Annotated in this window: 15 protein-coding genes and 2 pseudogenes; 14 read left to right on the top strand and 3 right to left on the bottom strand. The window is 70.1% G+C overall.

The window, feature by feature from the left end; translation table 11 throughout:
* Positions 1–490: 490 nt before the first annotated feature.
* Positions 491–688, bottom strand: a pseudogene (locus OG299_RS40570) (AAA family ATPase); the annotation flags it as partial.
* On the opposite strand from OG299_RS40570, the pseudogene OG299_RS40565 reads away from it, so the two are divergent.
* Positions 674–1,039, top strand: a pseudogene (locus OG299_RS40565) (Tn3 family transposase); the annotation flags it as partial. The pseudogenes OG299_RS40570 and OG299_RS40565 sit on opposite strands and share 15 nt — an antisense overlap.
* A 46-nt stretch (positions 1,040–1,085) precedes the next feature.
* Here the strand turns inward: OG299_RS40565 and OG299_RS40560 are convergent.
* On the bottom strand, positions 1,086–2,018 hold the full coding sequence (locus OG299_RS40560; RefSeq protein WP_327364714.1) for a LysR family transcriptional regulator: 933 nt from the start codon (positions 2,016–2,018) through the stop codon (positions 1,086–1,088).
* A 136-nt stretch (positions 2,019–2,154) separates the two neighbouring features.
* On the opposite strand from OG299_RS40560, the gene OG299_RS40555 reads away from it, so the two are divergent.
* From OG299_RS40555 to OG299_RS40540, 4 genes are all read left to right on the top strand, one after another.
* The gene (locus OG299_RS40555) at positions 2,155–3,405 is read left to right on the top strand and encodes an MFS transporter (RefSeq protein WP_327364713.1); all 1,251 of its coding nucleotides are present in this window, start codon (positions 2,155–2,157) and stop codon (positions 3,403–3,405) included.
* Positions 3,406–3,625: 220 nt separating this feature from the next.
* On the top strand, positions 3,626–4,225 hold the full coding sequence (locus OG299_RS40550) for a cysteine hydrolase family protein (RefSeq protein ID WP_266636758.1): 600 nt from the start codon (positions 3,626–3,628) through the stop codon (positions 4,223–4,225).
* Between the two features lie 68 nt (positions 4,226–4,293).
* Complete coding sequence (locus tag OG299_RS40545; protein WP_327364712.1) at positions 4,294–4,455, top strand: hypothetical protein; 162 nt, start codon at positions 4,294–4,296, stop codon at positions 4,453–4,455.
* Positions 4,456–4,523: 68 nt separating this feature from the next.
* On the top strand, positions 4,524–4,721 hold the full coding sequence (locus OG299_RS40540) for a hypothetical protein (protein WP_327364711.1): 198 nt from the start codon (positions 4,524–4,526) through the stop codon (positions 4,719–4,721).
* Positions 4,722–4,766: 45 nt separating this feature from the next.
* On the opposite strand, the gene OG299_RS40535 is transcribed toward OG299_RS40540, so the two are convergent.
* Positions 4,767–5,387, bottom strand: coding sequence for a hypothetical protein (locus tag OG299_RS40535; RefSeq protein ID WP_327364710.1), 621 nt, complete (start codon positions 5,385–5,387; stop codon positions 4,767–4,769).
* A 910-nt stretch (positions 5,388–6,297) separates the two neighbouring features.
* Between OG299_RS40535 and OG299_RS40530 the strand changes: the two genes are divergently transcribed.
* From OG299_RS40530 to OG299_RS40490, 9 genes are all read left to right on the top strand, one after another.
* A complete protein-coding gene (locus OG299_RS40530; RefSeq protein ID WP_327364709.1) occupies positions 6,298–6,570 on the top strand; it encodes a hypothetical protein in 273 nt (90 codons plus the stop codon).
* A complete protein-coding gene (locus OG299_RS40525) occupies positions 6,567–6,938 on the top strand; it encodes a DUF6247 family protein (protein ID WP_266636767.1) in 372 nt (123 codons plus the stop codon). The genes OG299_RS40530 and OG299_RS40525 overlap by 4 nt, the downstream gene beginning before the upstream one ends.
* Positions 6,935–7,216 (top strand): hypothetical protein, encoded by a 282-nt coding sequence (locus OG299_RS40520; protein WP_266636769.1) that lies wholly within the window; start codon positions 6,935–6,937, stop codon positions 7,214–7,216. Before OG299_RS40525 ends, OG299_RS40520 begins: the two co-directional genes overlap by 4 nt.
* Positions 7,217–7,437: 221 nt before the next feature.
* Complete coding sequence (locus tag OG299_RS40515) at positions 7,438–8,346, top strand: histidine kinase dimerization/phosphoacceptor domain-containing protein (RefSeq protein ID WP_327364708.1); 909 nt, start codon at positions 7,438–7,440, stop codon at positions 8,344–8,346.
* Positions 8,343–8,723: a sensor histidine kinase gene (locus OG299_RS40510; RefSeq protein WP_327364707.1), complete on the top strand. Its 381-nt coding sequence runs from the start codon at positions 8,343–8,345 to the stop codon at positions 8,721–8,723. The genes OG299_RS40515 and OG299_RS40510 overlap by 4 nt, the downstream gene beginning before the upstream one ends.
* Complete coding sequence (locus tag OG299_RS40505; RefSeq protein WP_327364706.1) at positions 8,720–9,388, top strand: response regulator; 669 nt, start codon at positions 8,720–8,722, stop codon at positions 9,386–9,388. The genes OG299_RS40510 and OG299_RS40505 overlap by 4 nt, the downstream gene beginning before the upstream one ends.
* A gap of 668 nt (positions 9,389–10,056) precedes the next feature.
* On the top strand, positions 10,057–11,292 hold the full coding sequence (locus OG299_RS40500; protein ID WP_327364705.1) for a hypothetical protein: 1,236 nt from the start codon (positions 10,057–10,059) through the stop codon (positions 11,290–11,292).
* Positions 11,293–11,753: 461 nt separating this feature from the next.
* Positions 11,754–12,479 (top strand): peptidylprolyl isomerase, encoded by a 726-nt coding sequence (locus tag OG299_RS40495; RefSeq protein ID WP_327364704.1) that lies wholly within the window; start codon positions 11,754–11,756, stop codon positions 12,477–12,479.
* A 620-nt stretch (positions 12,480–13,099) separates the two neighbouring features.
* Positions 13,100–13,429: a hypothetical protein gene (locus tag OG299_RS40490; protein ID WP_327364703.1), complete on the top strand. Its 330-nt coding sequence runs from the start codon at positions 13,100–13,102 to the stop codon at positions 13,427–13,429.
* Positions 13,430–13,730 lie beyond the last annotated feature (301 nt).

Raw genomic sequence — 13,730 nt, 5'->3', positions numbered from 1 at the left:
CACCGACAGCACTCTGCGCAGCGCATCCGCCCATCCACGCAGCGGCTCACTTCGGCGGCGGAGGCCCCGTCTCCGCGCCTTTGATCACGTTGTGAGCACAGTCGACGAACCATGTCACCCCACGGGGTGACCAGTTCCCCTTCCAGGTCCCCCTCGACGGGCAGATGCTTGTGATCGCCCTCCCCCGCCGCATTGCGGTGGGGGAGGGCGGCCGCTTGCCGAACACGTCGTGGGCACGCCGCGCCGTCCGGAAGGAGGACAGCCGCCCTGGCCCGCTCGGTGTCTGCGAGGCGGTGAACTCACCGCTGGTGTCCCTGCCCCTGGGACGGCAGTGGCTCCTGCGGTCCCTCCGACCGGCACGTCCCGCTCGGCTGCCCGGACTGGGCCGCGGTGCGCCTCGACGCGGCCGTGCCGCCTTCGGCCAGGTGGTGAGGCTTGGCCGGGTGGCCCCGGTCGGCTCGGCTCGGCGGAGTTCGCCCGCCCCGTCGTGCGCGATCAGCTCGCCCCGGCCGATCACCACGAGGTGCTCGGAGGTGTTCTCCATCTCGCTCATCAGATGGCTGGAGACGAGCACCGTGCGTCCCTCGGCGGCCAGGTTCCGAAACAGCCCGCGTACCCATCGCACGCCCTCCGGGTCCAGGCCGTTGACCGGTTCGTCGAACATCAGCACCGGCGGGTCACCGTCCAGGAGTCCCGGCACAAGCTGGCCCGCGACATCTGCCACGGCAAGAAGGGCACCATCCACCAGGCGTACCGGGACGGGATGGAGGACCAGCTCGGCTCACTCGGCCTGGTCCTGAACGCCGTGGTTCTCTGGACCACCCGGTGCATCGACGCCGCGGTCACCCAGCTCCGCGCCGAGGGCCACGGGATCCGCGACGAGGACATCGCGCGGCTGTCCCCGCTCAAGCACAAGAACCTCAACGTCCTGGGCCGCTATAGCTTCACCGCCTCCATCCCGGTCGGCGGCGGCCTGCGTCCGTTGCGCGATCCGGACACAGTCGGACTCGACGATGACGACGAGGGGACGGAGGACTAGCTGTTGCGGCTCACGAGGTCGTTGCCGATGGTTGACGCGGTGTTGCTTACCGCTGTGTCCATGTGGGTGTCCAAGTCTCGCTGTCGGGGCGGTCGGGCTGTGTGGAGCTGAGGTAGTTGCGGAGTGTGGTGAGTGCGGGGTGTGGGCTATCGCGGCGCCAGATCAGTGAGTGCGGGTAGACGGGCGTCGGGTCGGTCACCGGGATACGGCGCAGGCCGTGGTCGGCGGGCCAGATGAGGCGGGTGTGCTCGCCCATGAAGGTGGCCAGGGCCGGGGTGTCGGCGATGGTGTCGAGGAGCGCGTCGGAGCCGAAGTTGGGGCCGGTCGCCTCGATGGTGAGGCCGAACTCGGCGACGAGGTCTTCGTAGTAGGCGGCCCACTCGGTGCCGGGTGCGATGCCGGGCATCCAGATCCGGTGCCCGGCGAGCTGAGCGAGGGTCACTGACCGGGCGCGCGCCAGTCCGTGGGCAGGGCCGGTGAGCAGCTGGAGTGGCTCGTCGAGCACCCGGACGGACTCGATGTCCTCGGGAAGGGGCCGGCCGGGCGCGGCGACGGCGCGGAAGGACGCGTCAATCGCACCGGACCGGATGGCGGCGACGGCCGTGTCGATGTCGAACAGCATCAGCACGTCGAGGTCGATTTCGGGGTGTGCGCGGTGGAAGCCGCGCATCAAGCCCGACGCCGCGCCGCGCGAGTTGATCACGTCGACGCGCAGCGGCCGGTGGCCGGTGAGCACGGACGCGACCGCGCGCTCGGCGACACGCAGCAGCTCGCGCGCGTGGGGTAGGAACGCCTGCCCATCGATGGTGAGCTCGGCGCCGCGCGCCGCGCGGATGAAGAGCCTCACACCGAGGTTCTTCTCCAATACGGCGATGCGCTTGGAGACGGCCTGCTGGGTGATCGACAGGTCGGCGGCGGCTTCCTGGAACTGGCCCGCGTCTGCGACGGCGACGAAGGTACGTACGGCTTCGAGATCCACGCGAAGCACGTTAATGCACAACGCATGGTTGTGGAACGCTGACGGATTGGTTGTTTGACCTGGTGCTGTCCTGCTCGCTTAGCTCTCACTGGTCAACGTCAGTTTGTTCAGGTGAGACATCAAGGGGGCGCTGAACATGGTGGGCAGGAGACCTTTGGGCCAGCAGTTCGGGTGGCTGTGGGCGGCGTATGGGGTCAGTACGTTCGGCACGCGGCTCGCGTTCGACGCGTTCGCTCTGATCGCGATCCTCGTGCTGCACGCCGGGCCGATCCAGGTGTCGGTGCTGGCAGCCACGGGGCTTGCGGTGGGGGCCGCGGTAGCGGTGCCGCTCGGACCGTGGGTGGAGTTTCGCCGCAAGCGGCCGGTGATGGTCGCGATGGACCTGACCCGGTTCGTGGCGCTGATGAGTGTCCCCGCCGCGTACGCACTCGGTCTGCTCAGTTTCGCCCAGCTGCTGGTGGTGTCCGTCGTCGTGGGCGCGGCCGACATCGCCTTCAGCGCGGCCAGTGGCGCGTACCTGAAGGCGCTCGTGCCGGCGGAGGACCTGCTCGTCGCGAACGGGCGGTTGGAGTCCACGAACTGGACCGCCACTGTGCTCGGACCGCCGGCCGGCACGGCCGCGATCGGGCTGTTCGGACCGGTGACGACCGTGATGGCCGATGCGGTCAGCTATCTGCTCTCGGCCGTGGGGATCCGTGTGATCGGCGGCAGCGAGCCGCGCCCTGTGCGCACCGGCGCCGAGAGGGCGCGGCTCCGCCCCGGCGATCTGCTCGAAGGGTGGCGGTTCATCCTGGCCCACCCGGCACTGCGTCCCATGTTCTTCAACACGGTCCTGGTCAGCGGCCTGATCATGGCAACCCTGCCGCTGCTCGCCGTGCTCATGCTCGGCCCGCTCGGGTTCGCCCCCTGGCAGTACGGCCTCGCGTTCGGCCTGCCCTGCGTCGGCGGCATCATCGGCGCACGGCTGGCCCGGCGGCTCGTCTCCCGGTTCGGACGGCACAGGGTCATGCTCACCGCCGGGACGCTGCGGGCGTGCTGGTCGATCGGTCTGGCCTTCGTCCGGCCGGACGTGGTCGGGCTCGTGCTGGTCATCGTGGTCGAGTTCGGACTGATCACCTGCATGGGCGTGTTCAATCCGGTGTTCGCCACCTACCGGCTCGACCGGACACCGACGGACCGGATCGCCCGCACCCTGTCGGCGTGGTCGGTGACCAGCAAGGCAACTGTCGCGGCCATGACCGGGCTGTGGGGCCTGCTGGCCGGCATTACCGGCCCCCGCACCGCGATCGCCGTCGCCGGTCTTCTCATGCTGATCACCCCCTTCCTGCTTCCGCGGCATGACCACACACCGCACCACGAGCAGGATCTGGTCCGGAGCCCAATGTGACACACCGCAACTCGCCACCCGTCCGAAAGCAGGCTGCGGCTGGTCCGCCGATGCGCGTCCCGTCCAATCACTGGCTGCCCATGAGCAACTCGGTGGCGCGCCAGCTGCACTGCCGGACGTTCTGGTCACAGCCGCAGGCGCAATGCCCCTGCTCGACCTCCGTCTGAAGCCACCGGTCGGCATGACGCCGACCAGCACCATCAGCAAGGAGAACACTCGCGTGAGCACTGCCCCCGCGCTCGATCCCGCGCGCACCGCCCTACTCGTCATGGACTACCAGCCCGCGACCCTGGCCCTACTGCCCGAGGGCTGGGACCGCGAAGCCCTGCTGGCCCGCATGGAAGGTGCCATCGCCGACATCCGCGCCAATGGCGGCACCATCGCCTACGTCCGCGTCGGCTTCACCGAGGCCGACTGGGACGCGATCCCGGCCACCAGCAAGTCCTTTGCCCCACTGGCCCAGCACCGCCTCATGCACCACGAGGACCCTGCCACCGCCGTCCACGAGCGCCTGGCGCCCCAGGACGGCGACATCATCGTGCGGAAGATCCGCTACGGCGGCATGTCCACCACCGATCTCGACGAGCAGCTACGCGAGCGCGAGATCACCACTCTGGTCGTTTCCGGCTTCAGTACCAGCGGCGTCGTCCTGTCTACCGTCATCGACGCGGCCGACCGCGACTACCAGCTCTACGTCCTGTCCGACGGCGTCGCCGACCCTGACACCGAAGTCCACAACATCCTGCTCCATCGCGTCTTCCCCCCACGGGCCCACATCATCGACACCACAGAATTGCGCACCCTGCTCCGGGCTGACTGACTCGAACCGCCGAGCCAATCCCACCCACGGCCGCCGCACCCGCCCAGGACCGGCCCACGCCCACGCGAATGACCAGGTCGGGCAGCGGCACCGACCCGGAGCTGATGGAACGGCTCACCCGGCAGGTGCTCGACGGGACGAACGACCAGGTGCTGGAGTTGCTCGCCCCGCCGACGGGAACGCCCAGCGCCCGGGGAAGCCGCCGCCCAACGCCCGGCTCACAACCATGATCAAGTGCTTAGCGTTACTGACTGTTCCGCTGGTCCCCAGGGCCGTGCCCGCGGACTACAAGGCCTTCATGCCCGTGTACGGGCCGGGGACCCTCGACGGGTTCGTGATCGGCAGCGAGTGTGCGAAGTGGTATCGCACCAACGGGACCTTCACCGACTTCCTGATGCGCTGCTTCGACTGCCTCGACCGGGCGCCGTTCACGGACCGGTCCTGGCCCGCGGCCGGCGCTCGCTACGAACCCTTCGACAGCCAGGTGCCGAAGTAGGCAAGCGAGCCAGCAGTCGGCCAGATGGGCCATCCATGGCGCTCCTCACCCCTGCGGTCGGTGCGCCATGATCAGCTCGAATTCCTCCAGGCTCAGCAACCTGGCGTTCAGCTTCTTGAGGGACGCGCCGCGGATCGCCGACTGCGGCCCCCGCGTCGCGGCCAGCGCGGCCTTGTCGCGGAACAGCGCGCCGACGTGCGCGCGCCCCGCAGCAGCGTTCAGGAAGAGCGTTGCGCTGACTGCACCGTCCAGGGCCTCCAGCTGGGGACGGCCCAGCTCCTCGAACGTCTGCCGGTACGCGGGCGCGTCGGACGGGTCGAACTCCACGTACCCGGTCCGAATCCACATGCCCGGCGCCACCTTGGGCGCGGGCGTGTACGACACGGCCTCCCAGTCGTCGACGGTCACGGTGTCTGCGAAGGGCGCCAGCAGCTCCAGACGGCGCTCGCGCAGCCGCGTATCGCTCTCCGCCCGAGCGCTCTCGCTCTCCCACCACGAGCCCATGAGGATCTTGCCGATCTCCCCGTCCGCGAACAGCCCGAAGCGGTGGTAGCCGGGGTTCTGGATGAGCAGTCCGGGCGCCTCGCTGCGGAGCGCGTCGAGCACACCCTCGAGCTTGGCCGGGTCGCCGGTGGCGTAGGTGGTGCGCACGTACCAGGTTTGCATGGCTCGTCCTGTCGGAGGGAGGCTCCCGCGGCGGGGGCGCGCGGCTCCCCTCCATGCGAAGCCGAACCGAGCCGGTCCGCGACGCGAGTGGCCCATTCGGTGGTGGCACGGGGTGGGCTGGTCGCACTCCTGGAGCGCAGCCGTGCGAAGAACGCCACCACCTCCTGGTGTGGCTCGCCGGACAGCTGCTCCACTCCCCGACCCTGCGGGCATGCGTGCCTTCGGTGGTAGGCCCAGCCGAGCGGGCCGCCTACGCCGGGCAGCTGCGCAAGGAGGTCTCCGAGGCGCCCCACCCCCACGTCGTCGCCGAGTTGGCCGCCTCCCTGGATGCCCGCGACCCCGGACGCCCGGCCCCGTCCCTCCCGTACACAGGCGACGCCCCTGACGCCCGGGACCTGATCCTGGCCCTCACGACCGCCCGGGCCGCGGTCGAGGCCGCCGACGGAGCCGTGGTGCTGCCCGCCGCCGGACACGTACGGGAGTTCCACCCATGCGTCCGGCCCGCACTGGAGGCCCTGATGTCCGGCGCCCGCCCGACCCTGGGCGACCTCGCCGAACCGCTCAGGCCTCACCGTCGAACAGGTCGCGGGCCTCGCCACGGAGCTGGTATCCAGGGACGCGGCCGCCGTCTCCCACCCGCCCCACAGAGCAAGCCAGTTCAGATGTCACCCGATCGTGCGGCAGACCCCTATGGACGCTCTGCTCGTCGCGCCCCAGGCCGCCCTGCACGACAGCGTCACCACTGCAAGTGACCTGCCTACGGGCGATCCAGGGCCGAGGTATAGGGGCCCCGGCCGGTGTGGTACATCGGTGACCGGACTGCTGTGGGTGCGCCCGGCCGCACACACACGGACCCCCGAGATGTCAAGTGCGCTTGCGGTTGCGGCGGCGTATGGGGCAGGCTGGGCGTATGACTGAAACCCGCCGACCGACCCGGGTTGCTCTCGACGCGGACGAGGCCCTGGAGCTGGACCGTCTGGCCCGAATGGTGGACGAGCGTGGTCGGGCCTTGGACGAGGCCCGTACCGCACTCGCCGAGGCGGCTGGGCGGATTGCAGCCCGCTACGACCGGGGCGGGCCGGCTGCGGTCGCGGCCCGGGTGGGCTGGTCCCGCCAGCACGTCTCGACGCTGGCCGCCGCCCACCGCCGCGGGACCACCGCCGACGACGTGGAGGCGGCATGAGCACCGCGGCAGAGCAGCCTCAGGCAGGCAGCGTGCCGCAGCCGGCCGCGACCGCGGAAGACCTGCGCGCGGCACTGGCACGTATCGCCCCCGACGCCGTGCCGACGTTCGATGCCGAACGCGCCACTGCGGTCGCCCGGGCCCGAGAACAGGTCAGCTCTGCCCCGATGCGCCGGTTCCTGCGCCAGTGGGCCCTGTACGTCGCCATCGAACGCCACCCCGAGACGGCCGCCCGTCTGCGTCTGCTCGAAGACCGCGCGGCTCGCGTCACCGACCCGGACGAGGCTCGGGCGATCGCCTCCGAGATCGGCCACATCCTCGACAAGGCCGCCGCCGAGGCCGGCGTCCCCCACGGCGGAGCCCGGTGACCGCCTGGAGGTGGGAGTACGACCCCAACGCCGACGAAGTCATCAAGGGCCTGCCCGCCCACATCACGGCCGAAGTCGAGCGACTGGCCGACGAGCTCGTCGCCCTCGCCGACGTCGGGGTCGACGTCACGGACATCGGCGAAGGAGGCCGCAAAGGTGTCCCTGGAGGTCTGCGCCGCATCCCCCTCCTGGACGACGGTTGGTTCTACGCCCTGCCGCTGCCCCGCATGCAGCTGATCGCGATCGTCCGCGTGATCCCGCCCTACACCGACTTTTAGCCGGCCCCAGGACTCCCGCCGTGCGCGGGCCGGGTGCGCGCAGAGAGGCCGGCTTCCCAAGATGGCCCGGCGCCCTCAAACAGAGCATGCCTGAAGCGGATGCACCGTGACGTGCCGTCGACGATCAGCTCTGCTCTTCGGGAGGACCGGCGAGATCGGCCTTCGGCTGCCCAGTGGCTTGCGGGGGCACCGCGATGTAGACGCCGTCGGCCTGACGCAGTGTGCCGCTCGACTCGATCGCCCCCGTCAGGAATTTACCCCGTGGCGGTGCTGCTGTACGCGGCGCTGGGCAGCGGGCGCCCTGCCGGGCGGCGACACCGACAGCGGCCCTGGCCGTCCTCGCCCTGCTGGCGGCCGCACCGCTCGCCCGGGCCCCACGGCGGCCCGCCGCCGTACTGGCGCTCCTGCTGGCCGAAGCCGCCGCGGCATCCGCTCTCGGGCTGCGCGCCGAGCAGATCTGGCCCCTGTACCCCGCCACCACTCTGCTGGTCGCCGCCGTAGCGGCCGCCCGGACCCCGCGCACCGGGTGCGCCGCAGCCCTCACCGCCCTCGCCGTCCAGGAGACCGTCCTTCAGGTGGACCTCTTCCGGGACGGCGGACGCTCCCGCGTGTTCGCGCCGGGCTTCCTCGGCCTGACGGCCTGTCTGGCCCTCCTGGTCCTGCTGGCCTGGTCCGCCGGCGCGTACGTGCGACAGCGCCGCGCGTACGGCGAAGCCCTACGCGCGCACGCCGCAGCACAGGCGGTCACGGCAGAGCGGCTGCGGATCGCCCGCGAACTCCACGACATGGCCGCCCTCAGCATCGGGGTCGTCGCCATCCAGGCCGGGGCCGCGCGACGGATCCTGGACAGCGAGCCGGAGCGGGCCCGCGACGCCCTCAGCACCATCGAGAGCACCAGCCGCGACACGCTGCGCGGCCTGCGCAGCATGCTCGGCCTGCTCCGCCGGACGGACCCGCAACCGCCACCCGTGGCGGCGACGCACCACTCGCGGGACTTGCCGACCTCGACCGTCTGGTCGCGGCGACGGCGCACGCCGGGGTCCACGTGGAGATACACCGCCGGGGCGTACCCCGCGCACTGCCCGAGGCCGTCGACAGGTCCGCGTTCCGGGTCGTCCAGGAGTCGGTGACCAACGTCGTACGCCACGCGGGCGCCCGGCACTGCCGGGTGACACTCGTGTGGCGGCAGCGCCAGATGTCCGTCGAGATCGTCGACGAGGGCTGTGCCGGCGGGCGCGACGTCCCCGGAGCCGCCCACGCCGCCGGAGCCGGATACGGCATCCAGGGGATGCGGGAGCGGGTCGCCCTGCTCTACGGGACCTTCGACGCGGGCCCGCAGACCGGGGGCGGCTTCCGTGTCGCTGCAGTCTTCCCGCTGCCACTCGATCCGCCGGACCGGCTGGAGCTGACAGGCCGGCCGGACCCGATGGTTCTCACCGGCCTCGACGATGCTGACCGTCTGGCCGGATCGGGCAGTCCTTCCCGTCCCGGTGAGGCGGCCTCATGACGATTCGCGTCCTCCTCGCCGACGACCAGCCTCTGGTCCGTGCCGGTTTGCGGCTGGTCGTCGACGCGACCCCCGGCCTCGCCGTCGTCGGCGAGGCGGCGACCGGTACTCAGGCCGTCGCCCTGGCCAGGGAACTGGCCCCCGATGTCGTCGTCATGGACATCCGGATGCCCGGCGTGGACGGCATCGAGGCGACCCGGATGATCACCGTCGAATCCCCGGAGGTCCGGGTCATCGTCCTGACCACCTTCGACACCGACACCCACGTCCACGCCTCGCTGCAGGCCGGGGCCAGCGGTTTCCTCGTCAAGGACACCGACCTCGACGGATTCCTCGGCGCTCTGCGCGTCGTCGCGGCCGGCGACGCACTGATCGCGCCCGCCATCACGCGCCGCCTGATTGCTGAGTTCGCCGGACGCCCGGGCACCGCCCCCACCTACGCTCCGCCGGCACCGGACCTTGCCGGGCTCACCGCACGAGAACACGAAATGCTCACCCTCGTCGGGCGCGGCCTGTCCAACGTCGAGATCGCCGACCACCTCGGCATCGGCCCGGGCACCGTCAAGACGCATGTCAGGAACCTGCTTGCCGAACTAGGCGCCCGGGACCGGGTTCACCTGGTCATTGCCGCGTACGACGCGGGTCTGGTCGCCCCTGCACGCTGACCTCCGGACGCCGCCCCCAGTCCTCATTCGGGTGCGGCCGCCGCGGCTGAATGACCCACCACGCCCCCACCCGCCCCACCGCCCGCGCGGTGCGTCACGAGCTCTTTACTGCAGCAAGGTCGGCGCCGCCCTGATTGCACCGCCCGGCCCGCGCATGCCCGGCGACGTCGTGTTCCATCTTCTGAGCGCCTGGCGCACCGCCCGAGTCCAGGACCCGCGAGACGAGCCCGGCCCCGGGCGAAGAAGCGCCGGCCGCCGGACTCCACGGCGAAGATCGGTGCGGGCCCGGGGCTTGGGCGAGCCCACGGCCAAACCCTGCGCGGGCTCCGCGAATTGCACGGGCTGGCTGTGCAACGCCGGCATGACCCGGCACAGCGGCTTCTCGACGTCCTGCCGGCTCAGCCGACTCCGGCGACTCACTAGACTCCCCCGGCGCGCGGGCGCCCCAGCGGCCATACGTATGATCTCGCTTTCTCCCCAGAGCGAAGGTCGATGAACCAGCGATGCCACCCCGTAAAACCCCTGGAAAGTACGCCGGTTGGATCGCCACTGCAGTCGCGGTGGTCCTCTCGGTTCCCGTAATCGGTTCCCCCGCTCAGGCGGCCCCCGGAGACCCGGCGACCGCGTCTTCCTTCAACCTCAAGTCCGGACCGGACCTCAGCGGTCACGTGGCCGATCTGAAGGCGGCGTTGCCCACGCAGGGCGTTCAGGACCTGCTTGACCAGGGCAACCGGGTCGCGCGGACGGGCGCGTCCTGCACCACGGACCCGTTCGGCTCGGGCGACGACGGCAAGGTGCTGGCTCCCGCCAGGAAGCTCTGCTGGGATCCCGGCGACTCCGCCACCGAGGAATGGATACCCCAGGGCATGACCGGCGTCTCGGACGCCCAGACCGACGAGCTGTGGGGCTCCCGCAAGCCACTGGTCACCGCCTGGTACGACAAGGTCGGCAGCAAGGGCGTGCGGCTGTCGTTCCTCGACCCCGAGACCGCGATACCGGGCGACCCCGACGGACGCCGGTACCGTCACGTCCTCCTGGTGGAGCCGTACTACAACAGCAACAACCACATCTCCTACAAGGCCGTCGACGTCCACGCGGGCGGCATCGCCTGGTACAAGTACTACCTCTACGTCGCGGACACCATGAACGGTCTGCGGGTCTTCGACATGCGTTCCATCCTGGACCTCAACCCGGACCAGAACGCATCGGTGGACGACACCACGCTGGACGGACTGAAGAGCAACGTCCGGGACGAAACCCAGATCGGCCGGCAGAACAACGTCTACTACAGCCACACGTACCGGTATGTGATGCCGCAGGTGGCCTCGTACAAGTTCGTCAGCGCCCAGGGCAATTCCTCCGCGGGTACCTGTGTGGCCACCGGAGCGCCGAAGGCGTCCTACATCTCCATCGACCGCAGCAACACCGCCGCTCCGGCTCTGATCATGGGCGAGTACTGCGACTCCGACGACACGCACCCCGAAAAGGGCCGGATCGGCACACTGCCGATCGACGACGGCACCGGCCTTCTCAAGTCGACCATGGGCGTGGTCAGCGCGACGGGCGCGTTCTACCTGCCCCGCGACCTCACCCAGGGCGCGGCACGCTACGACGGCATGTACTACTTCAACCGCAGTTGGACCACCCACAGCGGCAGCCTGCGCCGGGCGACCGTCTCCGGCGGCCGTCTGGTGGACTACGGCGCCAACATCACCAACGCGGTCGGTCCCGAGGACCTGTCCTTCGAGCACGGGCAGAGCGTGCCGGGGGGCGGTACGCAATACCTCTGGTCGCTGACCGAACACCGCACGGACACCACGGACCCGACCTGCACGGACCCCGGCTCCCCATGCGGCCGAGTGATCTACGCGCACCGGGTTACCGACATTCTGGCCCGGCCCTAACCCGCGCCTCACCCACCGCCGCGGCCGCCGACACGTAGGCGGCCCCGGCGGTGTCCGGCGAGGGCCGGGCAGTCCTTTCGCGGTGGTCGTCGCCTTCAGCGTGTACAGCCGCAACACCACGTAGTTTTCGCGCCCAGCGCGGCCGACCCAGCGTTGGTTCGGCTGGCCGTCGACAGTGACCACACCATGTCCTACCGCCTGCAGGGCGCGGCGCCGGTCGCCCCTTCGACCTCAGGATCGACGGCGACATACAAGGCAGTGGTTCCTTGCCACGAGCACCTTCCCGTTGGCGACCGCCGCGCTGCACCGTGTGAATGGGTGAGTTGGTGGCACTGGTTGTTGTCAGCAGGGACTCGGGGTCGGCCGGGCCGGCCTCCTGCCGTTGACTATTCCCCGGACCAAACCCACGCCCTAGACTGCGACCGCTCCAGGACTTGGCGATCATCGGGAGGGCGTGCGAGATGAAACGGGTACTGATCAGCGCATTCGCGGCCGTGGTGTTAGTCGTGTCCGGGGGGAGTGTCGCCACTGCTTCCGACGGTGCTCCGCCGCGCACGACGCATGGCCCTTGCCAGTACACACAGACCCCGGACGAGCCGCCGGCGCGCCCTGTTCCGCTGCCGCCTGACCCGCGGCGCACCCCCAGTCGTGGCACGGTTGATATGGCTGTTCCGACCAGCCAGGGCCCGCTCCCGCTGCACTTGGACCGGGCCAAGGCGCCGTGCACGGTCCAGAGTTTCCTGCACCTGGCACGGCATGGGTTCTACGACCGTACGGTGTGCCACCGTCTGACGGCGTATCCGACGCTGAAGGTCTTGCAGTGCGGCGACCCGACCGGTAGCGGTGAGGGCGGGCCCGGGTACAAGTACAAGGACGAGCTGCCGGTGGACCTGCCGCCGGCACCGACCGATCCGACCGGCGCGCGCCGCCTGTACGGGCGCGGCCTGCTGGCGATGGCCAACGCCGGGCCGGACACGAACGGCTCACAGTTCTTCGTCGTCTACGGCGATTCCGCGCTGCGACCGAACTACACGGTGTTCGGCACGGTCGGCCCCGACGGCCTGGCAACACTCGACAAAACCGCCGCCGGAGGAATCGAGCCGACCGCTGAGGACCCGGCCCCGGTCGACGGCACACCCGTGTTGCGGACCGAGCTGCTCCGCGTCCGGCCGTCCTGCCAGCATTGACGCACCGCGACGTGGCCACGTCCTCGATGAGCGTGCCGGGCGCCTGTGGCCGCCCCAGGCGGACCATGCTGACCGGGTGAAGCGTCTGGGTACGGAAGCGGAGGGCTCCGGACCTTGTGCACAGTTGCGACGCTGCATGTGGTTGTCCGTCAGGCCGCATGGGCTGTCCGGTCACTCGATCGCTCGTTCTGCGCGGGTGTGGGAGGCCTCTGGGGACAGGCTGGTGCGGTGGAGCTGGTGTCATCTGAATGAGTTGATCCGGACAGCGAGATGCGGCGTAGCACACTGAACTGCGCAGTTCCGGGTGCGTTGGCCGTCTGACCTGTGAAGTCTTGCGCTTGGGGCCTGGTTGCGCAGGTTGATTGAGTGCTGCGCAGTTTCAGCGATCCTCGATGCCCACGCTTCCTTGCCCGGCTCCCAGACCATAGTGGGGCCTAGATCCAGTATCTATCTCTGATAAGAAATGATGCAGGTGCTGGCGCATGCGGGCTGCGGGTACGCCGTCAGAGCTCTCTTTTGGGCGGGAGGTGTTGGCTGCATGGTGGCGAGGTTTGACCCGTGTACGTCATGTTGAGATCGTTTAGGTGACTACTTGTTCACGCGGAACTTGAAGGAGCACTATGCGCGCCAGCGTCGCACGACGTCTCTCCACTTTGGCTTTGGGGATCGGGTTGACCCTCTCGGGGACCGCCTTCGCGGCTTCCCCTGCCTCTGCCGCCGCGATCACGTGCCAGACGACTGGCGGGGACCTCTATGTCACTGCCACGTCGGCTCCGGTTCGGACTGCTTACTACGAGACCGGGCGAGTCGTCGACACCGTCCACCGGGCAGACAGGCTTTACTTCACCCAGTGGTGCAAGAATTCCAAGGGCAACCTTTGGTACTGGGTGGACAAGACCTATGGGGTGAAGGACGGCTGGATCTACTCCGGCAACGTGTCGCGTATCTGAACCGGCGCTGCTGGCGGGGGCCCGCGTCAGCGGGCCCCCGGGTCCTGGGGGCGGAGCCGGAAGGACACCGGGGTGGGGGAGCGGAGCGGACCCGCCCAACGGGCCGCAGGCTCGGACCCCGTGAAACGGGGTCACTCTGGCCTGCGGAGCAGGCCGTTCGGGGTGGAGCGAAGCGGAACCCCGAACCAGTCCGGAGCGAAGCGCAGGACACCGGCCCGAAGGGCCGGCCCTAGAGACCCGCTTCGCGGGTCCGCCGCCAGCGCAGCGAGGCGGTTCTCTCCTGAGCGCGCAGCGCTCAGGT

Source organism: Streptomyces sp. NBC_01296 (assembly GCF_035984415.1).
Lineage (GTDB): Bacteria > Actinomycetota > Actinomycetes > Streptomycetales > Streptomycetaceae > Streptomyces.
Note: the sequence above shows the minus strand (reverse complement) of the source record. Positions and strands in the feature narration are given on the sequence as shown.